This window comes from Oceanobacillus sp. AG (assembly GCF_009746545.1).
In the GTDB taxonomy this organism is placed as follows: domain Bacteria; phylum Bacillota; class Bacilli; order Bacillales; family Amphibacillaceae; genus Oceanobacillus; species Oceanobacillus indicireducens.
This window is the reverse complement of sequence record NZ_WOWT01000006.1, coordinates 13615-38489: the sequence shown is the minus strand read 5'-3', so window position 1 is coordinate 38489 and position 24875 is coordinate 13615. Positions and strand designations below refer to the sequence as shown.

Genomic DNA, 24875 nt, shown 5'->3' with positions numbered 1-24875 from the left:
AAAGGTGTGAGAAGCAATGGATACAGCTAGAACAGATCAGCTACGATCCGAAGTAGACAAAGACACATTAATGACATTCACCGAGAATATTGCAAAGGAGATTAGATTATCTGGCTCTGAAGAAGAGTATCGCGCATTCGAATATGCTGAAAAGCAATTAAAATCATTCGGCTTTGACACGAAATTGTATACGAGAAAGGCTTATATTAGTCTGCCAATTGAATCAAGCTTGAGGGTCAATGGTCAATCATTTGACAGCATCACCCATTCAATGGCTGTATCAACTTCAGAAACGATAACAGGAGAAGTCGTATATGTCGGAGAAGGTACATTCGAGGACTTCAGCAAACAAGACACAGCAAATAAAATCGTTTTGATTGACGGGCTTGCAATACCTGGTGCTGTAAATATTGCGGAACGCTTTCATGTGAAAGCAGCCATCTTTATCAATGCTGAGTATACGCATGAAATGATTGTATCAACTAATTGGGGAAACCCTGATTTATCAAATGCTGATGAATATCCATCCATTCCAGTCGTTTCTGTGAATTATCAGGATGGACAAACAATTATCAAGGAAATAAGTGATAAATATACTACATGTGAATTGGAAACAAAAGTAGAAACAAAATGGACTGATATTCCTACATTAATTGCAGATTATAAGGGGACAGAGGATCCTGACTCGTATGTTCTATTTTCAGGTCATATTGATTCATGGCATTATGGCGTGATGGATAACGGAACTGCGAATGCAACAATGTTAGAGGTTGCCAGAGTTATCGGAGAAAATAAAGAACCATTATATCGCTCATTACGGCTCGCATTCTGGTCCGGCCACTCCCATGGTCGTTATGCAGGATCTACCATCTATGCAGACGAGAACTGGGAAGACTTGTATGAGAACTGTGTCATGCATGTCAACATTGACTCTGTTGGCGGAAAAAATGCCGTTGTGTTATCGGAAGGAAATGCTATGGCAGAAACGAAGGATATTGCCGGGGATGCAATTAAGTCCGTAACAGGCGAAACATACAAATCGAGCCGGTACGGAAGGTCAGGTGACCAGTCATTTTGGGGAATGGGCGTGCCCTCTTTACTGATGGGTCTCTCAGAGCAAGTTAAAAGTGATACACCTGCTATGAAAGCATTCTCTAAGCTATTTGGAGATGGAGACGGAGGCGGCTTTGGCTGGTGGTGGCACACGACAGAAGATACACTAGACAAAATTGATCCTGAAAACTTAGAGCGGGACTGTCAAATCTATTTGACCATCATCCTAAACAGCTGTAATAGCAGAATTTTACCATTAAACCAGCAAAAAGCAATTGAAGACATTGAACAGACAGTCAAAAAATATTTAGGCTGCTATCCTTCTCACCCTGGTCTGCAAAAGGCGATTGAACGAGTTTCAGAAGCTAAAAAAGTGATTATTGGACTTAAAAAGTATGAAAATGGAGATTACGAGCTCGAACAAGAAAAGCAAATCAATCGAATGCTTATGAGGATCTCCAAAACACTAGTAAGGCTGAATTACGTGAATGAAGATCAATTCAAGCATGACCCAGCTCTATCCCAAAATCCAGTGCCTTTATTAGCTGATGCTCAAAAGCTTCAGGATAGTCACACAGATGAAGAGCTTCAAGTCATCAAAACAACGCTATTAAGGAAATCGAATAAATTTAACTTTTTGTTAAAAGAGCTAATTGAAGATATAAAAATGTATGAAAAACAGATTGGATTTGAGGTGGAATAAAAAAATGCTATTCAACTCTTTCACTTTAAAAGATTTATCTTTAAAGAATCGGATTGTTTTATCACCAATGTGTCAGTATCAAGCTGTAAATAGAGAAGGAATACCGGAAAATTGGCATTTAATCCATCTTGCTTCACGTGCTATTGGCGGTACAGGCTTAATCCTTACTGAAATGACGAATGTAGAAGCGAGAGGCAGAATCACAGAACATTGCCTTGGCCTATACAACGATGCCCAGGAAGCGGCATTTAAGGAAATTATCCAAGAGGTGCATAAATACGATGCGAAGATTGGTATCCAAATTGCTCATGCAGGAAGGAAATCAACGATTAAAAATGGAGACATTGTCGCCCCCTCAGCTATTCCATTTTCAGATGAATCTCCTGTCCCACGTGCTTTAGAGAAGGATGAAATAAAAGAAATCGTCGAGCGCTTTGCAAATGCAGCTAAAAGAGCTGTCAGGGCTGGCTTCGATACCATCGAGCTTCATGGAGCACACGGTTATTTATTGCATCAATTTATGTCGAAAAGCTCAAATAAAAGAACAGATGAATACGGGGACCCTACGAAATTTTGCAATGAAGTTATTCAAGCTGTGAAAGCTGTCATGCCAGCAAGCATGCCACTGATCATGAGAGTCTCAGCGATTGAGTACAATCAACCAGCAGGCTATACATTTGCAGATATGCTCCGTTACTGTTCTGAGTTTAAAAAGCTTGGTGTCGATCTATTTGATGTATCGACTGGAGGGAACTCTCCAAATAGACCAGCTGTTTATCCTGGTTATCAGGTTGAATATGCAAATCAAATAAAAGAAAAATTACAAGTACCTACAATGTCTGTAGGGAGTTTAGAATCTCCCCAGGTTGCAGAAATGGTTTTACAAGAGGAGCGTGCAGACTTAATTTGTATTGGCAAGGCTATGTTAAAAAATCCGCACTGGGCAAAGGATGCTGCAATCCAGCTAGGCGAAAAGATACAATTGCCTGGTGTATATGATCAGGGGTACTAATATGAGATTCACGATAATAGGAGCGGGAGCAATAGGTGGAGTGATTGCAGGCTATTTAGCCTATCAGGGGAACAATGTAACAGTGGTCGATATCAATCAGGAGCATATAGATGCAATTAATAAAAAGGGACTTACAATTGAAACTGCTCAGGAGCCAATCGTTGTTCGTATGGATGCAATTACATTCGATCAGTTAACAAAAATGGCGGATAAGCAGGATGTTGTTATCTTAGCTGTGAAGTCACAGCATACGGAAAACGTTATGAACCAAATCAAACACTTAGTCGGAGAAAATACAGTTGTCATCTCCATGCAGAATGGGCTAAATGAACAGATCATTGCAAGCATTATTGGAAACAAACGAACGATTGGCTCGTTTGTTAACTTATTTGCTGATTATATAGAGCCTGGACTCATTCAATACGGTGGAGTGGGAAGCTTATACATCGGAGAATTAGATGGAGCAAGCACTGTTCGCATATTAGAAATTCAAAATAGGTTAAAAGCGTGGGGAAATGTCCAGGTTACCTCAAATATTTTTGGCTACTTATGGAGCAAGTTAGCGTACGGTGCGATTCTTACAGCTACAGCCACAGTAGATGAAACGATGGAACATTTAATTGCGGATCATCAGAACCGAGAGTTATTTGTGGAAATTGGCACGGAGGTTTTACAAGTAGCGGAGCAACTTAATATCCAGGCAGAAGCATTTGATGATTGGGACCCTGCGATTGTTTATAGCCCTAATAAGGAAAGAAATTGGTATGTGATTCACGCTCAATTTGATGAATTAGTAAAACGGCTCCAAACGTATAAGAAAAAGAAAAGTGGTATTTGGAGAGATCTGGCCGTTCACAAAAGAAAAACAGAGGTATCCGAGCAATTGGAGCCAGTAATTGAAAAGGGGAAGCAATTTAAGCTAGAATTGCCCCTAAATCGCAAGCTGCTTAAAATGATAAAAGAATTGGAAAGTGGAAAACGCGAAATGGGCTACCATAATTTAAATGAACTGAAGGCATTAATCGGAAACTAGACGGCGTACTTTAACAACTGTCGGTCATGATTTAATATAGAAAAACAGCTTCCATACAGGTTGGACAAAATCTGTATGGAATGTTTTTTTACTTATCTCCCCATCATCCATTAGTAAGATAACGGAATCACCACTCAATGAAAAAATAAGTTTAGGTTAGTTTTACACCTTTTGTAAAGAAAGCGTTATAGGGTTATAGCAGCTAATTAAAAGAAAACTTCCAGCAATAATAAGACACCCATTAAAGTACTTTCGAACATTGGATTAAAGTTTAAAACAGCACTTGCACATGCAAGGATGAACGTTAACATCATTAGACTTGCAAGATGGTATATCCGCTTTTTGTCAAAGGCCTTTCTTGCATTATAGTATTTATGAGTTTATAAATATCTACTTTGTATCTTCATCCTTGCTTGTAACTTCTTAGGTTTCTGATTGCCAGCTCCTTCATATACTGAATATATCCCGGCTGAGTTTCTATAGTTTTCTTTGTAAGACCATCACCATATGTAAGCGTCAAATAAAGTCCATCTATTTTTTAGGTGGGCTTTATTTGACGCTTACTGCTAAGGGGCTTTTACTATTTGTGTTATTTATTATATTGAGGCACTTCTTTCAATCTTGATTAAAGGTAAATCACTCGGGCGCATGGGAATTTGATATCTACGAACTATACGAAGCCGACCTGGTTAGATAACCTTGTTCAACTATCGCACCCATTAGCACAATAAAGGGAATTAAGTGTTCACTAAATCAGATTAATGAATAATGACATTGCCTACATATTGAGCTTTTCCAGCCGAATTGACATATTCAACTACTAAAACATAATTCCCTGTGTTTTGTGGAAAACGAAATTCTCTTGATTCATCCAATTCAAGCTCGATTCGTTCGTTATCTTTTAACAAGGAAACTGTTATCTTTGAATCAGCCCAAATATCTCCTCCACCACCATTCTCTACGTTCTCAGTGAGATCCAATAATACCTTTCTACCTGAAGGGAAATCTATTGTATTTAATGATGATGCATATTCTTCAATATCTTCTATTGTCCGTTGTACACCCATACTAGCTGTATTCCAACTGATATTTGCCTCAGTAAGCCGAACATGGGAATCATCAATATACAATAGGGCAATTGGAACTCCTCCATCATAATCTTCACCAATCGTATCTTCAACTTGGCCAGTATTTTCATTTGAATAGATTATTTTAGCCAGAACTGGCATGACTACGCCCAAGAGAAACAAAGCAATGACAACGTAAAGGATGGTTCCAGCTATTAGCACAATCCATTTTCTTTTCTTGTAGGATTGGTACCAGTAATTAACCCCCCAGATGAGCAGCATTGTAATAATATAACCAAATATGAGACCGTAGGGTTGGGGGCCTGGGCTGATATTTACCACAGAGAAAAATGCAATAAAACTAATAAATCCGAATAAGAGCCAATTGACAACATGCTCAACAATTTCATAAATATTATCATTGTTTTTCATTGAATCCCCACCCCCTTAACTGAAAAAATCATTAGGTTTGTTATCGTCGTTTTTTGAGCTATTCTGCCCATTACAACATTATATTCAACAAAAAGAACGTTAACCCTACTGGATTAACGCACCCTTTAGTGCAACAGATTTAGATTTCCATATTTCCCATTTCTTTTCATCACTTTTAAAAAGGATAGAACTAAACTAATTATACCAATAGTAAGAAAGGTAAAAGTAAAATATTTCCCCCCTATTGTCGGTGAGTCAGAGACCATTATTCCGAGCAAAACGTGAATCACACCAAAAGAAAGGAGGAAAATGCTCATTTTATTTGTGTCATTTTTTAATAGTAAGTACCCACTTAAAATCAAAATATAAGATAGGCTTAATATCATCAATATAGGATATATAGGATTAAATTTAGCAGCGTATATAAAATGGTCTAATTGTGATATATCTGAACTATTTGCAATCCATCCATTGAATTTTTTCGAGAAAAATGCAGTGTATTTCCATTCCCACGGGTTCTCCCTTATCGCACTTCCTTCATACCAAGCAGCAAATGTTGAAAAAAACAATAGTATCGATGCTAATGAGTATTGTATTATATATTTCACACTTAACCCTCCCACTTTTATTATTTCTAGTTTAATACGTACGTTATTTTTAATATCACTTCTCATTAGTAAAATGGCGTTCCTGTATATTGTATTAACTCACCCAATCATAAGTAAAATTATTCACACAATTGTTTAAAATTTATTTAATAGGTTATCCCTTTATTAGAAAATACATCTATTTCATATTTTGCTAAATCATCCTTAGACAGGTTATCTTGTAAATATTTTTCCACGTTCGATATATCAGTTTTATCATAAACATCTATGGCAATTACAGGGGCTCCATCGCTGGGATCCTGATATTTACCGATTTCAGAACTCTGAACCTCATATTTATCCCATACAGAATCAACAACTGTCTTCGTACTGTACGGCTCACTTTGTCCATTCCAAAACAATGCTGAAATTATAACAACAATCACCAAAATGAATATTCCTATCTTATACTTTTTACGCATTTTTATCCCCCATCGTTCTAACTTTAGACTGTAACTACATCATAAAACGACTGATTGCTAGATGCAACCACTCTTTCACTAACTCCTTTTTTGACCAACAAAACATATGAATCTCAAAATATGCTCGATTATAACGCACCTTTGTTTATTAATGTATTTGAATATTCCTGTTTTACTAATTTAATATAAAATATCCCGTCACGAAAAAACAGGATGTAATGAGTTATAGTTACAATTCATTAGATCCTATATCTTAATTAAATAGGTTTGTCTACCAGCTAACACACTATTCCCTATTTCTCTTTCTCAGACCTTATTTGTTTTAACTGATCTATATGTATCGTAAACTCTCTTTTCTTGTTTACCATCACTTACTTCCCGTTCACTTGCCTGAGCACCCACAACAGCCTTAATGTTAGCCAAATTTTTTAATGCTGTTGAAATGGAGGTATTTATTGAATTCGAATTTTCCCGCAGGAAACTATTTTCCCTTTGTATAGATGATACAATAACGTTATTGATCATCATTGCTATTTCGTAAACTTTAGCAAAATTAATATAGTAAATATTAAACATTCCAGTACTTTTTTTCCTTTTGACTCATAAATTGCACCTCGGCTTCCATCGTTTTGCTGATTAATCCACATAGTTGAATTCCACTAATTTAGATGTCCTCCTACGACGTTTAGAAAAACACATCTATTTCCAAATTTTCCTCTCTTATACCAAGCTCTTCTTGCTCTTTCTCTGAAATATCGACTTTTCACCATTAGTATATTTACGTAGGACTGCTTCAACTTTTATCACATCATATATTCTCCGATCAATAGCTTCTATAACAACAGCATCCAACTTAGTTTCCATAATTCCTTTACCAACTTTTCTTAATAAAGTTTCAGTTTCAATCAAGTTCAATTTCAAGTACAATGCAATACGAAAGACCATTTTTGTAGGAATCTCCCCCGACCCATTTGTATACCTACTAAGAATAGGCCCCTTTATTAAGCTACGTCTTGATATAGTGGCTTGCGTTACATCCTTTTCATACATTAATCTATTCAAATACTGACGAAAGTCTTTCTCTTCATCTTTTGTATTTCTATTAACCACCTTTTCAAATCTCGTAAGACTCATTCTTGAAAACGTATGTCCAAATCTTGCTTGGATTTCCATGTCAGGTTCGATATTACGTTTATATTCTTTTCGAATTCGTTCTAGCTTTTTGGTTATTTCTTCTGTATCAAAAAGAAGTTAAACATTCATAAGCATATTATTCAATCCTTCATTCAATTTCATTCCTCCGATAACTTGCAATCCGATTATAAAATAACATCCAACTACTTATAGATAGGTTTGTTTATCATACTTTTATACTAACATTATACTGTATTTACCACAATTTCCCTTTATAATTTCAACTATTACGTAAAGATACAATCTGAAAAAATGGCTCATCACCAAAATCTATGGTTGACGATTAAATAACACCTTGCATGTAAGCCCAATTACATTCAACTAAAATACGGTTCTCGTATACATCTCGATTACGTGTGAAAAAATGCCGGCGCTGTATCGCTTTTATCTTATTGTGACGTCCTTCCACAACAGCGTTTGTAAAGCGGGTGATAGTTGATCATTTCAGTTTCCCAGTTTTTAATCGTTCGGAGACAGAATTCAACTGCTTTATGCTGGATACGATGCCTTTGTCGATACCATTGTTCTAGGGTTTGTTTGGCTTGCTCTGCGTTTAAGCTAAATCGTACCAGTCAATAAAAGCTTCTTTCCATTCATAGACGGCTTTTAATTGGCTATCATAGTTTAAAAGGGTACGAACCATTGTCTGGTCTTCTTTGGACAAAGCATCATAACGTGTTTCCAGCAGCTGATGATGGCGCTTCAATTGTTTTCTTGCCTGTGTAGAAAGTTTTCTTTGCACCTCTTTTCGGACGGCATGCATCGCATCAGTCACATAACGATTGACATGGAATCGATCGGCAATCCGAATCGCTTAAGGGAAGGTTTCTTTGACAAACTTGTCATAGGTATAACTTAAGTCCATCAACACAGCGACAGGGTTTAATAGATGCACATAGGAAGATGTTTGTTGAAACGCTTGTAAGTCTTCCTGTTTCCGCCCAGGAATAATATCCAGCATGTTGCCGCCTTTTAAATCATGAACACCTGTATTGTAGGTATGCCCTTTTCGTACGGCAAAATCATAGATGCCAAGTACCAGCTGTTCACGCTGGATAGCATCTTGAATGCAAGTCATTTGTGTATGCTTCCGTTCTGCTTGAAGTCCGTTTTTAAAACACCTTTCCGCTGTGGAATAAGGGACGCATTGAAAGGCAGACATGGATTGTTGTAACCGTCACGCCTTGTCCTTGTTTCATCAACTGATGCTGAAAAGCTTTTGTATACCGTTTTTCAGCTGAACGAATGCATATTGCCAAAGGAAATGAGCCCTACATTGCTGGCATTCCATATTCACTGCTGGAACCCAAAGAATGGTTCGCCAGTTTCCCAATAGTAAATGGCAGACATGGCGGTGATATAATACACCATCCCGATGGATATCATGACTGCCACAATACGGGCACTATTGAACGCTGTATCGACTCAACAGACAGATACACAACACCTGTTTTGTCATCAAATAATATATTTTTTACGTTTACTTCTGGAAGTTGAATCAATTTATTGATATAGTGAAATTGCACCGGTAACACCTCGCTATTTTGGTTGTTGGTACTTTCAATATAGCAGGGTTACGGGTGTTGGACTTATTACCATATTTAACCTAATTTGTTAATAGATTTTGGTGAAGAGCCAGAATAATTTATATAATAAAACGTATCCCTTTAATCATAAAAGGCTTATATTTTAAACTAAACCGCTACCTATTTATGATACGGTTCACCGTAACGATCTAAAGGTAGCTAATAAAATAGATATATCAAAACATAGTGGTGTCGAACACATTGAAGGATTTTTCACTTGTTTAATTTCCAGGAAAAAACATTGATGATAATGGATAAGTATGTGGATTTGGGGGAGTTTGATAATTATTCAGATGAAATTAATAGATAAAGAGGCTGGGACATAACTATTCTAATATGAATTAAATCCGAACAAAACTGCTAACTAGCTCCGGGAATATACGGAGACTCCAGCAGGAGGCCGGCTAAGTACGGTCACGTCCTGTGACCAACGCCGGCACTAGAACCTCCTGTTCGTCGGCCGGCATCGGTGAGACCCCGCAGGGCGGCAGCCCGAGGAGGCTCACCAGCCGCCTGCGGAAAGCGTAGTATATTCCCGGAGCGGTTGTTGATGCTCTTTCTTATCATTTGTTCGGATTTATAACCATACTAAGAAGTTATGTCCCAGCCTCTATTTACTTTGGAACGTTAAATGGTTTAAGTTCCAACAAAGATGCTAACTCGTTAAAAGATTCAACTAATTCATTGTAATAACCAAATGTCCATTGCATACTGCGATTTATTTCTCTACTACTAGTAAATTCTCTACTAAACTGACTTGCTTTTTCAAAAAAAATATCGTATTCATTATGGGATAAAATGTCATTTTGTAGATAATAAGATTTCATAGTCATGATAGTCGAATACGCCATTGAATGATAACCATACAATGCCTGTTCATTTATTTGCCCTCCGTCCAATTCATCTAATAATAAACGATATACTCTTTGATAATTAATCATGGATATAACAGCAAATTCACTAATATTTTCTTTATGGTAAGCGAAGTTATCCAATTTTCCACTCCCTTCTAATTTTATCTTAACAAAAGTGGGACAATTCCTGAAAGACAGTTATAAATTTTAGAGTTAAGGGATAGGTGCTAAATTAGATTTATAATCACTTAAAAGTATAAAATCCCGGCTAGACATATCTTTATACCGCAAAAAAATAATCATTCTTAGCTATCGCATGCCCATGGTAGATGTCTACTTTTACCAGCAATACTAGCCACTCTTCAAAATTATTGTATGTTACGTTAATAAACCCAAGATGGATATTAAACACATAAGCTATGTAACTGAGATATTTAGAATTGTACTTCTAATCTCTTTAACATCTCAAAAGTATTTACGTAATTAACCCCAAATTCCCTACAAACAACGGGGATTAGTATTCTACTTTTAGTATGGGGATTATAAGTCTCATGTGTTACTAAAGTATACCCTTTTGCCATCGAGTATGCTATTAACCACGCATCAGCATTTCTAGCAAATTCCTCTTTGGCGGCATCTTTAAAATGACCATTACTAAAAGCCCATTGCTGAATCTTAGCATAATTTAGTAATACATCTTGAGCATCTGTTCTTTCAAAAAAGTCTCTAAAGTTTTCCACAGTCCACTCGTGTAGTTGATCTGGCTCTTCATCATTCGGATTAATAATTTCATGTTGTATTTTGTCTATACTACATACCTTAGATTCATCTGCTAAATTTAATAGAGTATTCCAAAAGCTCGGTGCGATATCGAATGAGTAGTATCCTTGGTAAGCACCTATAAATACGTTAGCGTCGAGAACGTACAATGCTATACACCCCTTTCTTCCATAAAGTTCATATACCTTTCAAAGGTAGTCCTTTTTAATCCTGTAAGATTGTATGCATCTGTATACTGTAATGCACCTGATTTTGTTTCGTAATTTATAACTCTAGAAAATAAACTTCCTAACCTAATTCGTGTATTGTTATAGAAGTTTCCTCCGCTAGGATTTGCAGGGCCTAAATCCCTTTGAATCTCTTCTATGTAACTATGGTAGAACCTAAAAAACTCTGCTCTAGTTATAATATTTAAATCTAACGCTCTCCTGCCAATCACTATTGGGCTAACTTTAAATATATTTGCTAATGTTTTATAGACCTCTCCATCTCCGTAATGAGAATGCCATGCACTTTGAAAAGCATCCATTGGACATAAAAACTCTGCAGCTGCATTATTACACAGTACTTCTGCGTCTTCATTAACCCTATTTAAAGGATGCGCCTCAACTACAGCACTTGAACCAATGGCAATATGTGCAATCTCATGGATTAGTGTGAATATTTGAGCAGATTTTGCGTCTTTTCCATTTATAAAGATTAGAGGGGCCATATTATCAACTAAAACAAATCCTCTAAACTCTTCAACATCCAACGGTCTTTGAGTGTTATAACCTACTATTCCATTTATCATAACCATGATCCGCTTTCTTTCACAACGATCTGTTAAATAATTTAGTGCGTCTTGATAAGTTTTTTGACTTTTAGCCCACTCAGAATCTATTTCAAGAATTTGGTTAATTTTTTCTGTTAACTCCCTTACTGACGTACCCTTATATGAACCGACAAAAGATAAAGTATCTCCAACATATCTTTCAAAGTAATCTCTTATGAAATCCTGTCTACGTTGCATCATATGTAATGTTTCTATCAAGTCTGGGCTAGGCTGTTCTCTTCCACCATCTTCTATCGTCCTATAGTGAGGTATCGGTAATTCCTCAACTGGTGGGTGTTCAAGAAAAAAGTATCCCAAAGGAGTAGACGTTGCCTTTGCAAATTCCTCTAATTGTCTCAATGTTGGTTGTAGTTCTCCTCCAAGCCAATCAGATAATTTAGTAAATTTATTATGTAAGTACTCTTGTCTCATTGATCTATTATATGCCCACTCTATTAGCTCAGCTTTTACAGGAGCCCTATTTGCCATTTTCTCACCTCCTCATTTGGGGTTACTGTTAGTAATATAATTAGGAAAACCTTTATCAAATTCACTTTTAGATCAATTGTTATATAGCTATATTATGTAATTCCTTAAATTTAAAATAATAATTATTATTAAACAAGCATTTAGTATAATAGGGAATGTTATATTTCATAATTGTGTAATTTGACTGTTCTTTTTGTAAAAGAAGCAGAAAATATCATTAAAACTAGAACCTACTTATAATTAATTATACAATGTAACAAGATTAGGTCAAATAGCAACTACAAAGGAATCTGATATTTTTCAAATATACGAGATCATTTAAAATAGGTAGGTTAATTTAAATGTCAAAAGATATTATACTTACTTGTCCACATTGTGGGAACAAAACTCTTATGAAATTGTTACATAAGTATGAAAAGGAAACATCAATACCTATTAAGCATGATGAACTTTTTCAGGCAAGTGATACATTTGAGGTATTTGAGTGTCCGGTTTGCGGGGGATTTAATTATTCCACATTCATATGAACTCTGAGGAATCATACTCACAATATTATAATACATATGAAGATGGAGAAGTATTATACCCTACAAATGAGAGGTTAAATTTAAGTAGCTTACCACAAGTCATTAGAAGTGCATATGAATCGGCTTTAAAAGTACAAAATATTGATAATACAATTCGTATAATTGCCCTTAGAAGAACACTTGAGATGGTATGTAAGATAATGGAGCTATAAAAGGTAAGCTACATCAAAAACTTAATGAATTACAACAAAGGGAAATTCTGCCACCATTAATGGGTGATATTTTCAAAGGTAATAAAGGATTTCGGAAATATGGCAGCTCATGGAGACCCTGTAATCTTTGATAGGTACTTGGTTGAAGGGGTGTTTAGATTTACGAATAAAATATTAGAATATATTTATATCCTGCCAAGGGAAATGAATAGAACAAGGCATGAAATAGAGTTGTTGACTGGTGAATCATAATGAATTAAGTAGGGAAGATGTTATCTCATTTCTCTTACACCACTAAAACTATGGATCACGTATTCAGCATTTCAGTCTGAGGATTGAAGATATTAATAATTTTTAAAATCCTTTACTTTGACGTTAATGCTACTATGATAGTTACTTACTCTGTAATTTACGTTATACCCCCAATGAAAAAGTGTTGAGGAGTAGAAAACGACAAGTTTTCTATCTCCCCTTGTTAACTAAACCTCCGCATATTCTGAGGCCTTCCTAAATTCAACACCTGTATCGAGTGCTTCAAAATGTTTTTCACCACAACGGATTTTAGCTCTTTCGTTCGGACGTAATTCCTGTTTTGTTGTGTCGCCTTTTGTTTCTACAATAAAGTAGAGCTTCTCTTTACCAAACTCTTCTTTCAACAGTGCCCAGTCTGGATTGTAATCACCAAGAGGTGTAGCTACTTTGAACCATGATGGTAGTTTGATATAGAATTTAACGTCTTGGTCCTTTTCAAATTGTTCCGCGAATTCTCTCTCTACTCCCGAGTCGCAAATGGTATAGTTATATAGCGTCCTTGCATCTTCAGATTTGACCACGTCACTCTCATAACTTTTTATCAGTTCATCTTTCAGGAAAAGACTCTGATCGTACACAACTTCCTCTTTCATCCGCTCATATTTAATGCCGTCCACCATCATCTCTCTCTTTGCTGCGTTTAAGATACGAGCAGTCTCCATCATGTACATTTGCGGGTTGCGCTGGAAATCTCGTAATGTATTACTTCTTTTTAACGTTTCGATGATTGTCTGGCGTGTTAAGTTCGTTTCATTTTGTAAATAAGATAGAATATCGGGAGCCTCTTTATATCTGGCATCGGATACCGCAAAACTGGCGAAGCCTTCTTTTGCCACCTCAATACCGGATGCCTTGCTTTCTAGTTCTGCTTTGAAATATTGTAGCTTCGCAATACGTACTTCTAAGTCTTCCGATAATGTCTTAGCTGCTTCCTTAATAAATTTCTCTGTATCAAAATTTAAAGAATAGGTTGTCCGGTATTTGATTTTATCCCATAGTTCTAAGAACGGTTCTGCCAATGCCTCTTTCTGCACTTTAACCGTCACCCGTTCTCCACGGTCTTTAATATTAACTTTACTGCTGTCGAACTGCGTTTGGATCCGGTCACTGATTTGTTCAATGATAGTATCACTAATAGCAGCAATATCATCCGGTACCTCTAGCGTTCCTTCTTTCATAGCACGCGCCAATATTTCCGTACCTTTATTTTGTGAATTGAGATACTCCTTTTCTTTGAAAAAACGAACAAGTCTTTTTGAATGATCTTTACCAAGTACCTCTTTCAATCCTGTATCTTCATCATGTCGAATGATAATTGTACTAAATATATCGTCTTCAAAAACACCGAAAGTCATGCCGTCTTCTTCGTATTCTTTCTGCAACCCACGGGCAAATTCCTCGTAGCTTTCATTTGCCATCACTGTCAAAGTGTTCACATCGAACCCTGGAACACGATCACCTTTTTGATTAACAGCGATTCGAAGTCCACGCCCAATTTTCTGCCGCTTTGTAATCGTATCTTGTGATTCGATCAAAGTACAAATTTGGAAAACGTTAGGGTTATCCCAGCCTTCTTTTAATGCTGAATGGGAAAAAATAAATCGAAGCTTGTTTGCACGTTTCGTTTTTCCCTTTTTCTCATCATAAAATGTAAGAAGTTCTTCTTTGTCTTTCATGATGATTTCATATGCTGTTTCATCATCAGCACTAGATCCACCTGTATTCTTGAACTTCTTGCCACTCTTATCAGCAGCGAAGTAGCCATCATGTACTTCATTTGCTGGCACATGATAGTCTCGTAATCCTTTATAACGTGGATTTTTTAATGCATCTGTATATTCCTCTTCAAATATTTTAGCATACTCTCCCGGCAACGGATTATTGTCTTTATCATATTGACGATAATTTGCAACATTATCGATAAAGAAAAGACTTAAAACTTTAATCCCCAACTTATTTAGCCGTAGTTCACGGTCTAAATGTTCATCAATCGTTTTGCGAATTTGCCCACGCTTAATTTGTTTGTCTATTGCATACATATCACTCAGTCGAACGAAAGAAGGTTCACCAGAAAACTCGACATATTCATTACCTGGTTCGGCAGATAAGTTCTGTACAAACCCTATTTTTTCATAAGCAGCAATCCGCTTCGATTTTACGTAAAGTTCGTCTCCTTGTTTTAATTTCACTTCTTTTTTAACGACATCATTATTAGACTTCACATACATTTCGACTGTCGCCGTAATACCCGTCTTTAAAGATTTAACATTAATCAAACGAATATGGGCATCGTTTCCATATGAATCATTGCGAATACCTGCAACTTCAATCTGTTTGACGAGCTTTTGCTGATAGGATTCTACAGGTCCAAGCTTGTAAAGCAGTGGATAGTTCTTATTCCGATGTGTTGCTGAATATCGAAATACTGTGGCTGGTTTTAAAGCTTTAATGGCTGCTTGGGCATTTTTTGTATTATCAACACTTTGTGGTTCATCAATAATAACAACTGGGTTAGTTTCTGCAATTAGGTCAATTGGAGCTACACCACCCATATCTTCAATATCATCACGATAAATGATATTCTTTGTTCCTCTTTCTTGACGATTTGAGAAAGCTTGTATATTGATAACCATTACTTCGATATTGTCATTTTCAGCAAAACCTTTTACTTCCCCTAATCTTGAACTGTTATAAGCAAATGCATTGTAAGCTTTGTCTTTCAGCATTGGCCTAAAAACGTCCTTTGTAATTTGATATGTCTTCATAACGCCTTCGCGAATAGCTACAGAGGGTACAACAATTACAAACTTCTTAAAACCATATAACTCATTTAACTTAAGAATAGATTTCAAATAAACGAACGTCTTCCCCGTACCTGTTTCCATTTCAATATTAAACTGTGGAAAGGGGTCTGAAAGTTTGTCAGACGTTGGAATCGCATTATCAATTTGGATTTGCTGGACATTTTGTAGCATCTTAGCTGGTTGATAAATGATATTATTTGCAACACCATATTCGGTAATCAAGTTTCCATAAGGGTCATTATTTGTAATCGTAAAGCGTGATTGACGAATCTGGTGTCCTTCAAATACTCTCACAACTGATTCAATTGCATCTTCTTGATACTGCAATTCTTTAAATTGAATTTGCAATGTACTCACCTCTTTCCTAGATAGTCATAAGCTGTTCGTCCTGATAGCCCGCATCTTCTAATAGTTTAAAGCAATTCAGCTTTTCCGAGTCATTGCCACGGAAACCGTAATCAGCAAAGACAACTGAGCTTGTCTCAATACCATAATCGTTTCGCTTGTCAATAATTGCTTGAGCAATTGTCATATCAATATTGTCATCCAAACAAATGAATAGGTTACCGAATGCAATATCATATATATTTTTCCCGTCTACCTGAAAGGTGTTTACAGGATAAGTTAACTCGAGACCATACTTAAGCATGATTTCATAAACAACATCCAGCTCAGAACGGTCTGGTACAAACATATTGTCATAGTATCTCATCTGTTCTTCTAATTTATCAAAATCAACGTTCCATTCACGGATGTTCGACTTATCTAATTTCAGTACCTTAAATCCAATATCGAGATGTTCAGCTGCCCCAGGATGTTCTTCAATGATTTGTTCACCTGCTCGTCGGATACGTTCCTGGCCAATTGCTGAAATGTCTTTATAACCTGTATTATATGCTACGGAGTTTTTATCGGTTTGCTCTGGGAGCTGAACCATAATAAACTTTCTTGTTCCTTTATCCTGTGCATTTAAATCCATTACCGCATGAGCTGTAGTAGATGAACCAGCAAAAAAGTCTAGTATGATACCTTCTCTGTCATCTGATAAATGTATTGCTCTTTTAATTAATTCAACCGGCTTAGGTGTATCAAATGGAAGAGTGTTATCGAAAAGGTCCTTAATAACTTTATTTCCCTCTCTTGTAGTACCTACGTCTTTTCCGAACCATATAGTTTCAGGTGCCCTTCCCTCCAAATTTTTCAAGTAAATCTTTCTTATTATACCTGTCTCATCTTTATTAAAAGAAATTTCGCCAGTTCTAATTTTCTCTTCAATCGTTTCTCTGCTCCAACGCCAGCCCTTTTCAGGAGGTTCTATTACTTTACCTGATGGACTTATAATGTTATATATTAAATTAGGTCTATATAATGCATTTCTAACGTCTCCCAAGCGCCACGGTCCATTTGGATCGTTATCAGGATTAGAATACGCTTTATTATGTTCCTCTGTTCTTTCTAAAGCTCCCAATTTCAATTCAGGAGATTTTGAATATACTAAGATATGGTTATGATGAACTGAAAACTTTCCCAAATAACCTTTCGGTTGAATACTGTGTTGCCATACAATATTGGCTAGGAAATTTACTTCACCAAAAATCTCATCACATAACTTCTTCAAATTATAAACTTCATGGTCATCAATACTTATAAAAATAACTCCATCATACTTAAGAAGGTTTCTCGCTAATTTCAACCTAGGATACATCATATTAAGCCAATTGGTGTGTTTTCTTCCATTAGTTTCTGTATTGGTTTTTAACTTATTTCCATTCTCATCTACTTGCCCCGTTTGCTCGAGGTAATTTTGAATATTATCCTTAAAATCATCTTCATAAACAAAATCATTACCCGTGTTATATGGCGGGTCAATAAATATCATCTTAACTTTACCGTTATATGATTTTTGTAGTAACTTCAATACTTCAAGATTGTCTCCTTCGATATACAAGTTTTCTGTCGTATCAAAGTTTTTACTGGTCTCTTTATCAGGCCGAAGCGTTCCTTTGGAGGGCTGTTGCGCTCCTAAAAGTGCCTCTCTTTTTCCGTGCCATTCAAATCTATATCGTTCATTCCGGTCATCAACTTCTTTCCCTAGTACCGTTTTTAACATATCAAAGTCGATCCTACCTTCAGTAACAACTTCCGGAAATAGCTCTTTTAATTTTTCAATATTTTCTTGGGTTAAATCTGGTGAGCTTGATGGAATTCGATTATTGTTCATTATATTTCCCCTCGATCATTTTTTCTCTTTTCATTTTTAACTTATTTGCTTCCATTTGCCATTCAATCCGCTTATTCATTTGAGGTTCCTTTTTCGCCTTTGTGATGTATGATTCAATTTCTTTATCTAGTGCTTCGATTGCTTCAAGGTGAGCTGTACCTTTCGCTAACCCCAATTCAGCATCATACCCGTATGTTTCCTTTAGTTCAATGCGTACTATCTGCTGTAGCAGGTTTTCATAAAATACCTTTAAATGATACTTTTCATTCTGGCTAAATGCCCAACTCTTCAAATATTCTCCTTCATCTATCTCAGGATTTGTGCTATATACCTTTTGCATTTTAAGTAAGCCAGTCTTTTCAACCTTTTGATGGATAGCCCCTATCCATTTCGTTTTATAAGCTGCGATAAATCGTATGAATAGAGGATAAGGCATAGCATCTGCTAGTATTTTGTAAATCCGCTTTGTCCATTTCAAGTCTTTCACCTTAATTTGAAAAAAGTGTATTTCTTGATAAACAGTTACGTCATCCTCATATACAGGAATGTTCGTTGTTTTAGTGTTAATCGTTGCCAGAAGACGTACACCGTGGGTTTCCACTACTTCCTGAAAAAACTTCTTATCATTCACGGTGAACCTAGGTGCCAATCTATTAAATGGAAAAGTACGCAGGACATGTGTTTCTTTGGGCAGTTCAAGTGCCTTTAGTATTTCTTTTTCTTCCATCATGCCTCCCCCTTTATGATGAAAAAGGAGATTAGTTCTAACTCATCGAAGTCTAGGTCCATTTCCGCCTGCACAGAGGTTCCACCGGGAGTAAAGAAACTATCAAACGCATCACTTTCAGTCTTGTCCTTCACAATATCAATGGATTGCCGTAGCAAATTAGTATATTGCTGCATATTTTCACCATCATTAGTCTCTTCATTAAATTGTTTGACTAAGTTAGTGAACGGTTCTTTTAGACCAAGTGATAGTTTTCGATAATAGTCAAGTATCTTTTTCGCATTGGTATAATGTAGATGGACTTCTCCTTCTTCTGTTAAGTACAATAAAATATAAGGCGCGAGACTGTTATTCGTCATATCAAAATCAGCTGTTTGACGGAAGCAGAAAATAACCCCTGGCTTTGCATCTGTAAACCCTTGATTTGTTGTCAGTGCATACATTCCCTTTGGAGCCTTTTCCAAGTCACGCCCATGTTCTTTCAATACAGCACTTAAATCACTTTTGAATTCCGCATAAGTCAAATCGGTAATGGATATTGCGCCTGAAACATCTTCAAGATTAACGACCTCATCTTGAAGTTGTTTTAGCTGATTCCGGCGATATTCTATATCGTTCATTTCCTTACTCGATATGTCGAGTATATCCTCTTCACCCGTTGCGGAAGTGCTCAATATCTTCATTCGACCTTTTACTCGATTTTCTAGATTAATATATTCATCAATATCCATTTTTGGCCAAAAGTTTACGAGTTTAATATATGTATTGCGTGAACCGATTCGATCAATTCTTCCAAAGCGCTGAATTACTCGGACCGGGTTCCAATGAATATCATAATTGATTAAATAATCACAATCCTGTAAGTTTTGTCCTTCAGAAATGCAATCTGTTGCAATCAATATATCAATTTCTTCGTGAATATTGTCCGTTATCTTCTCGCGTTCTTTTGAAACGGGGGAAAAGTTTATCAAAATATCATTAATATCTTTTGTTTTTATACCTTTCAATGTTGTCTTATTGTTTCCTGAACCTACTACAAGTGCTGTATGTAAACCCATTCGCTGCAGTTCGTCCGCTAATTGTTCATATAAGTATATCGCTGTATCAGCGAATGCAGAAAAGATGATAATTTTTTTGTTATCAAGGTTAATTGGATTCTCTATTTTTTTCTGAATCAACCCTTTTAGCATATCTAATTTTGCATCTCTTTTTGCGTCGATTTGAGACGAACGCGAGAGTAACTCGGTTAGAACACTTAAATCATGTTCCAAGTCATCAAGCCACTTCACGTGATCGATATCAAATAATTTGATTTTAATCTTGTCACTACCCACAGTAATTGCTTCTAGCATATCGTCATCCATATCTTCTATATCTTCCGCAACAAAAGAATTCATAGTGTGTTGACTATTACTTTTGAGTAAATTAATTGTTTCTTCTAATCTGCTAACTAGTCTTTCGAGTGTCTGGTTGAAGGAATGTATAGAGCTTTCCAAACGCTTAAATATGTTAACTTTCATTAATGCAGCGACAGCAGATTCACGGTCAGTCTGCCTGAATACTCCAGAACCACGTCCAATTTTTGTATCGTAAAGCTCCTCATAATGCCTTCTTTTTGCGGGTAGAATATAATTCATTGGTTTATAGATGCCAAATGTCAATGCTTCAATTAGCTCATTTACCTCATCCATTTCCATGAATTCCTTACGGTTATCAATATCTGCCTTTTTATTATCAGGTTTTAAACGTTCAGGGAATTCACCAATTTCCTCTACGCCATAATACTTTTCGATGTGCTTCCTACTCCTAGCGATAGTAAGTAAATCAAGCAGTTGGAAGTAATCTGGGTCAACCATATCAAGGAAATTCTCTGTTGTGCGTTTTTCATTCGGTAATTCTGACCAACGATTGAAAACAGTCTGCGCCATTCTTAATGTATATTCAATTGATTCAATACCATCATCTGCTAATGCATTATCTCGATCTTCAGTAATAAAAGCGATTTGATTTTTAATATCACTCATTTTATTATTAACTGGAGTAGCAGAGAGAAGAAGTACCTTTGTCTTTACTCCCTTTTTAATGATCTCTTGCATCAGTTTTTGATATCTCGTCAACCGATCTTTTCGAGGATTGTTGTTACGGAAATTATGGGATTCATCAATGACAACAAGGTCATAATTAGACAAGTTGACTGTATCCAGATTGATTTCACCAGAGTATCCACCATCACGACTAAGGTCAGTATGATTCAACACGTCATAATTAAAGCGGTCATCAAGCAGCACATTTCTTTTATCGTTTTGCGTGTACACGGTCCAGTTATCACGTAGTTTTTTCGGGCTTAGAACAAGAACACGATCATTTCTAAGCTCATAATACTTTATGACTGCAAGTGCAGAGAATGTCTTTCCAAGACCAACACTGTCAGCAAGGATACAACCATTATGCTTCTCAATTTTATCGATAATACCGACAACCCCGTCACGTTGAAAGGGATATAGCTTATTCCATATGACTGTATTTTTAAAATTAGTTCCTTCCTTGATGATTTTTTCTCCGTCAAGGCTTTCCAATTCATTTGAAAATATGTTGTACAGTGTTACAAAATACAACCACTCAGGAGAGTTTTCTTTATAGATAAGTTTAAGCTGATTAAGAACCTCATTCGTTACATCCCTAACGTTTTCTTCGTCATTCCATATTTGTTCAAACTCTTTCATGGATTGTTTGATCAATTCCTTATGGTTTAATACAACAGGAAAACTCGCGAAACGATTTGACTCTGTAATACCAAGTCCATCCGCTGTGAATTCAATTTCGGATTGTAAATATAAACTTTCCCTCCCATTTGCCTGTTCAATGAGTAGTTCTTTTGGGAATTGGGTATCTCCGATAATTGTTTTAAATTGTGCTTTGTCTTTTATCCACTTTGTTGCTTCAGCTGCAATATGATTGGATATCATTTTATTTCGAAGCTGGATTTCAAATGAGTTACCATCGAACCTAGGCTGCTCTGCAGCTACATCACGATTCTGACTAATCTTGTATTGTCTTTTTAAATCAGCTTCCTTCTTATAAAATGTCGGCTTTGTATATAAGAATCGAAATTCCTCGCTCTTCTCCAATTCCTCTTTTAATTCATTGTATGCAAACAAACTAAAATACGCAGATGCAATCGCAATTTTAGATCCAGCTTTTATTTCAGCCATTAGTATATTTATAAGTGTGTTTTCTCCCTTATTATCTACCATTTTAAAGTCCATATGACTAGCCCCCAATATAAACATGTCATGAAAGGAGTTCACTAAGTCTATTTTACCAGTTTTTATTATACAGTCCACAATAGCTATGCCACTATACATAGATTAAAAGGTAGACCCCTCACTTCTTTTAATCGGTTTCTCTTATAGGGAGAGAGAAAATGTAAAGTTTTTCTGACCCTACTAGGTATCAGTTTCTATTTATATTCAACTTTCTTTTATTGCACATATCCTAGAATTCAGAAGTCCTAGCGATTCCTGCAGACATAATATGATTACAAACAACTCCCCAGCCATCCTAAGGGATTATATTTTAAAGAAAACCGCTACCTATTTATGGTAAGGTTCTCTATAGTATGTCTAAATGAGGTTTTAGTTCTTTCATATTACAATGCATACTCAACTCCTTAAGTAAATAAAGGTTAGTAAATTTTTTTATTAACTTTAGGTTAACTTCAGGAAAATAAAATTTGTTTTATTAATTCTTGATATTTATCTAATTCTTGATCTACCTGATTATCGAACTCTTCAAAAGACCTCATTACTGAATACTCTACCATTTTTTTGAAAAAGTTTCCTTTTTCATCAAATACTTCACATGGAATGTTTACAATATTATAATGGAAAAGGTTGTTCCTTAAATCAGATTTTAATGGCACAATAGTCTCCCTAGCATTAATTAATTCATTAATATTAGAGTATTCTTTCGTTATTTTTGGTACTTTCTTTGACAATAAATATAAACCTTTTATTGATAATAGATAGGTACAAAACTTCATTCGATAATAAAAATTTCTACGGACTCCTAATATAACCGGAAAAATGATTCTAATAAAATTATTTTGACAATAATAATTATACAAAAATAGTCGCCAATATCTATCTTCTGTATTATTAAAAGCATCAAAACGTTTAGAGTCCTTAAAATAAACGTCTTGGTGAGTAAAATTATCAGTAAGAGAAAAAATCTTATTGGGAGTCTTACTCACTGGATAAATACTTGCTTTGGAAATGTAATTGGCAAGAACTATTCCAAACTCCTTCATCAAAGGACCGATAATTCCCTTATTACCAATATAGAGAGTTTTAATGTTTTTAAACAACTGATAAGTATTTGCATAATCAATATTTTTAAAGTAATATATTCCTAAATCACGTTGACCAAATAATTTTATAAATGCTTTTTGGCTTAAATTATAATTACCAATTAAAAATTCATTAAAAAGGGCTGTGTCGTCTTCTAATTTAGGAATAACTTTATTTCCTTTATACTCTGAGTATAACTTTAAAGCACTACGGTTTTCTTTAATTAATTGTTGTACAGAATTCCCTTTTATGTCGTTGTACCAACTTGAATGAACTTCTTTTGTTCCTGCATGAAAATAATCCAAACCATCACACACAAAGCTTAAATAAGGAATAAGAGATGTTGAAATGTAGGAAATAATCTCAACATCTGAATTCGTTAGTTTATGCATCAATTCATATACTTCTTGTACTTCAATCAATAATTCTTGGTAAGAGATTTGTTTCAACTTGATATTTTTCATTTTACAAGCTACTTCCTTTCACATAGTAAACCTTAAAAGTTATCCATTACATCGGCTAATACTAAAAACCTCATTTACTTATGGTACGGTTCCCCCCTAACAATCCTAAACCCCCGATACACCTGCTCCAACAACACCAACCGCATCAACTGATGAGGAAACGTCAGCTTCGAAAAGGACAGCGCAAAATCACTCCGCTTTCGTACTTCATCACTAATCCCAAGCGACCCGCCAATCACAAAAGCAACCTTACTCTTACCATACGTCGCAAGCTCATCCATTTTCGCGGCAAGACCTTCCGATGTCAGCATCTTTCCTTCAATCTCAAGCGTGATGACATACGTATCGGGTTTAATTGTACCAAGGATTCGTTCGCCTTCCTTACGTTTCACCGTTTCCATCTCCGCTTCACTCATCGTTTCCGGTGCTTTCTCATCAGCCAGTTCGACAATGGAAACGTCAGCATAACTTGAAAGCCGTTTTAGATATTCCTGAATGCCTTGCTTGAGGTATTTTTCCTTTAATTTACCGACAGAAATGATTGTTATTTTCATCTTTATTCTTCCTCTCTATTTCCACGCGTAGTCGCTCTTATTATCTATCATATCCTGTTTCAGCCAAGATAGGAACGCATCCGTTTCATCACGTTTAAAGGTAGGATACGCAGCCGCATCCTCTAAAGTAAAAGAAGACACAACTGCTTTTACATTCTTCACTCTATCAAGGAGATGCCGGTCCTCTTTCTCTGACAAAAGTACTAGCTTAGGAAATGGTTGATCCTTAAATCCTTCCACGATGAGTACATCTATTTTCATAAAAGCATAGAAATCAATCAGCTGCTCCAACGATAAATCAGGAGCTGAAAATTGAAAAACTCCTTCTCCTTCGACTCCTGCGATAGCCGCTCCGGCCTTGCGATGTTTTTCACTATCGGTATTACTAAATCCAAGGGGGATGCCACCATGCCCATGGTGCTTAAGGGAACCTACTTTTAGACCTATTTCTGTGAACATTTCAATTATTTTGGTCGAAAGGTTTGTTTTACCGCTATTTTTGTATCCGGTAATTTGAATGATTCTCATACTGTTTCCCCTCCAGATTCCTGCTGTAAAGCTATTTTCCCTTTAGTTAAAGAAGTATTTTGTTTACTTTTATTAAAAACGGTTAATATAC

The 24875-nt window shown here is 36.0% G+C and carries 18 protein-coding genes and 1 pseudogene; 3 read left to right on the top strand and 16 right to left on the bottom strand.

Annotated features, from left to right (window positions below):
* The first annotated feature begins 16 nt into the window (after positions 1–16).
* The 3 genes from GN217_RS04130 to GN217_RS04120 are packed head-to-tail and all read left to right on the top strand — an operon-like array spanning position 17 to position 3801.
* Positions 17–1756 carry a M28 family metallopeptidase gene (locus GN217_RS04130; protein ID WP_156855392.1) on the top strand — a complete coding sequence of 580 codons (1740 nt, stop codon included), beginning with the start codon at positions 17–19 and terminating at the stop codon, positions 1754–1756.
* A 4-nt stretch (positions 1757–1760) separates the two neighbouring features.
* A complete protein-coding gene (locus tag GN217_RS04125) occupies positions 1761–2768 on the top strand; it encodes an NADH:flavin oxidoreductase/NADH oxidase (protein ID WP_156855391.1) in 1008 nt (335 codons plus the stop codon).
* A gap of 1 nt (position 2769) precedes the next feature.
* A complete protein-coding gene (locus tag GN217_RS04120; protein ID WP_198042587.1) occupies positions 2770–3801 on the top strand; it encodes a ketopantoate reductase family protein in 1032 nt (343 codons plus the stop codon).
* 758 nt (positions 3802–4559) lie between these two features.
* On the opposite strand, the gene GN217_RS18895 is transcribed toward GN217_RS04120, so the two are convergent.
* The 16 genes and pseudogenes from GN217_RS18895 to mobB form a co-directional block, all read right to left on the bottom strand.
* The gene (locus GN217_RS18895) at positions 4560–5300 is read right to left on the bottom strand and encodes a hypothetical protein (RefSeq protein WP_232334327.1); all 741 of its coding nucleotides are present in this window, start codon (positions 5298–5300) and stop codon (positions 4560–4562) included.
* 125 nt (positions 5301–5425) lie between these two features.
* Positions 5426–5974: a YjdJ family protein gene (locus GN217_RS04110; RefSeq protein WP_156855389.1), complete on the bottom strand. Its 549-nt coding sequence runs from the start codon at positions 5972–5974 to the stop codon at positions 5426–5428.
* 80 nt (positions 5975–6054) lie between these two features.
* Positions 6055–6369 carry a YolC/YozM family protein gene (locus GN217_RS04105; protein ID WP_156855388.1) on the bottom strand — a complete coding sequence of 105 codons (315 nt, stop codon included), beginning with the start codon at positions 6367–6369 and terminating at the stop codon, positions 6055–6057.
* Positions 6370–6675: 306 nt separating this feature from the next.
* On the bottom strand, positions 6676–6945 hold the full coding sequence (locus GN217_RS04100) for a hypothetical protein (protein ID WP_156855387.1): 270 nt from the start codon (positions 6943–6945) through the stop codon (positions 6676–6678).
* Positions 6946–7089: 144 nt separating this feature from the next.
* Positions 7090–7542, bottom strand: coding sequence for a hypothetical protein (locus GN217_RS04095; RefSeq protein WP_232334326.1), 453 nt, complete (start codon positions 7540–7542; stop codon positions 7090–7092).
* Positions 7543–8116: 574 nt separating this feature from the next.
* Positions 8117–8641 (bottom strand): annotated as a pseudogene (locus GN217_RS18890) (ISL3 family transposase).
* A 1122-nt stretch (positions 8642–9763) separates the two neighbouring features.
* Entirely contained in the window at positions 9764–10144 is a 381-nt protein-coding gene (locus GN217_RS04075; protein WP_232334325.1) for a hypothetical protein, read from the bottom strand.
* A 293-nt stretch (positions 10145–10437) separates the two neighbouring features.
* Complete coding sequence (locus GN217_RS04070; RefSeq protein ID WP_156855384.1) at positions 10438–10932, bottom strand: DUF4411 family protein; 495 nt, start codon at positions 10930–10932, stop codon at positions 10438–10440.
* A 2-nt stretch (positions 10933–10934) separates the two neighbouring features.
* Complete coding sequence (locus tag GN217_RS04065) at positions 10935–12086, bottom strand: ImmA/IrrE family metallo-endopeptidase (protein ID WP_156855383.1); 1152 nt, start codon at positions 12084–12086, stop codon at positions 10935–10937.
* 1218 nt (positions 12087–13304) lie between these two features.
* Complete coding sequence (locus GN217_RS04060; RefSeq protein ID WP_156855382.1) at positions 13305–16289, bottom strand: restriction endonuclease; 2985 nt, start codon at positions 16287–16289, stop codon at positions 13305–13307.
* Positions 16290–16305: 16 nt separating this feature from the next.
* Positions 16306–18162: a site-specific DNA-methyltransferase gene (locus GN217_RS04055; RefSeq protein ID WP_156855381.1), complete on the bottom strand. Its 1857-nt coding sequence runs from the start codon at positions 18160–18162 to the stop codon at positions 16306–16308.
* A complete protein-coding gene (locus GN217_RS04050; RefSeq protein ID WP_198042584.1) occupies positions 18152–18889 on the bottom strand; it encodes a DUF4391 domain-containing protein in 738 nt (245 codons plus the stop codon). Before GN217_RS04050 ends, GN217_RS04055 begins: the two co-directional genes overlap by 11 nt.
* Positions 18889–22155 (bottom strand): helicase-related protein, encoded by a 3267-nt coding sequence (locus GN217_RS04045; protein WP_156855379.1) that lies wholly within the window; start codon positions 22153–22155, stop codon positions 18889–18891. Before GN217_RS04045 ends, GN217_RS04050 begins: the two co-directional genes overlap by 1 nt.
* 452 nt (positions 22156–22607) lie before the next feature.
* Complete coding sequence (locus tag GN217_RS04040; RefSeq protein WP_156855378.1) at positions 22608–23702, bottom strand: hypothetical protein; 1095 nt, start codon at positions 23700–23702, stop codon at positions 22608–22610.
* A gap of 74 nt (positions 23703–23776) precedes the next feature.
* Positions 23777–24256 carry a 23S rRNA (pseudouridine(1915)-N(3))-methyltransferase RlmH gene (rlmH, locus tag GN217_RS04035; RefSeq protein ID WP_156855377.1) on the bottom strand — a complete coding sequence of 160 codons (480 nt, stop codon included), beginning with the start codon at positions 24254–24256 and terminating at the stop codon, positions 23777–23779.
* 15 nt (positions 24257–24271) lie between these two features.
* A complete protein-coding gene (mobB, locus tag GN217_RS04030) occupies positions 24272–24784 on the bottom strand; it encodes a molybdopterin-guanine dinucleotide biosynthesis protein B (RefSeq protein ID WP_156855376.1) in 513 nt (170 codons plus the stop codon).
* Positions 24785–24875 lie beyond the last annotated feature (91 nt).

What these genes read in the sequence shown, in the direction of transcription:
- GN217_RS04130 (WP_156855392.1), top strand. Translation starts at nt 17, where the DNA reads ATGGATACAGCTAGAACAGATCAGCTACGATCCGAAGTAGACAAAGAC.
- GN217_RS04125 (WP_156855391.1), top strand. Translation starts at nt 1,761, where the DNA reads ATGCTATTCAACTCTTTCACTTTAAAAGATTTATCTTTAAAGAATCGG.
- GN217_RS04120 (WP_198042587.1), top strand. Translation starts at nt 2,770, where the DNA reads ATGAGATTCACGATAATAGGAGCGGGAGCAATAGGTGGAGTGATTGCA.
- GN217_RS18895 (WP_232334327.1), bottom strand. Translation starts at nt 5,300, where the DNA reads ATGAAAAACAATGATAATATTTATGAAATTGTTGAGCATGTTGTCAAT.
- GN217_RS04110 (WP_156855389.1), bottom strand. Translation starts at nt 5,974, where the DNA reads ATGAGAAGTGATATTAAAAATAACGTACGTATTAAACTAGAAATAATA.
- GN217_RS04105 (WP_156855388.1), bottom strand. Translation starts at nt 6,369, where the DNA reads ATGCGTAAAAAGTATAAGATAGGAATATTCATTTTGGTGATTGTTGTT.
- GN217_RS04100 (WP_156855387.1), bottom strand. Translation starts at nt 6,945, where the DNA reads ATGTTTAATATTTACTATATTAATTTTGCTAAAGTTTACGAAATAGCA.
- GN217_RS04095 (WP_232334326.1), bottom strand. Translation starts at nt 7,542, where the DNA reads ATGGAAATCCAAGCAAGATTTGGACATACGTTTTCAAGAATGAGTCTT.
- GN217_RS04065 (WP_156855383.1), bottom strand. Translation starts at nt 12,086, where the DNA reads ATGGCAAATAGGGCTCCTGTAAAAGCTGAGCTAATAGAGTGGGCATAT.
- GN217_RS04055 (WP_156855381.1), bottom strand. Translation starts at nt 18,162, where the DNA reads ATGAACAATAATCGAATTCCATCAAGCTCACCAGATTTAACCCAAGAA.
- GN217_RS04050 (WP_198042584.1), bottom strand. Translation starts at nt 18,889, where the DNA reads ATGGAAGAAAAAGAAATACTAAAGGCACTTGAACTGCCCAAAGAAACA.
- GN217_RS04045 (WP_156855379.1), bottom strand. Translation starts at nt 22,155, where the DNA reads ATGGACTTTAAAATGGTAGATAATAAGGGAGAAAACACACTTATAAAT.
- GN217_RS04040 (WP_156855378.1), bottom strand. Translation starts at nt 23,702, where the DNA reads ATGAAAAATATCAAGTTGAAACAAATCTCTTACCAAGAATTATTGATT.
- rlmH (WP_156855377.1), bottom strand. Translation starts at nt 24,256, where the DNA reads ATGAAAATAACAATCATTTCTGTCGGTAAATTAAAGGAAAAATACCTC.
- mobB (WP_156855376.1), bottom strand. Translation starts at nt 24,784, where the DNA reads ATGAGAATCATTCAAATTACCGGATACAAAAATAGCGGTAAAACAAAC.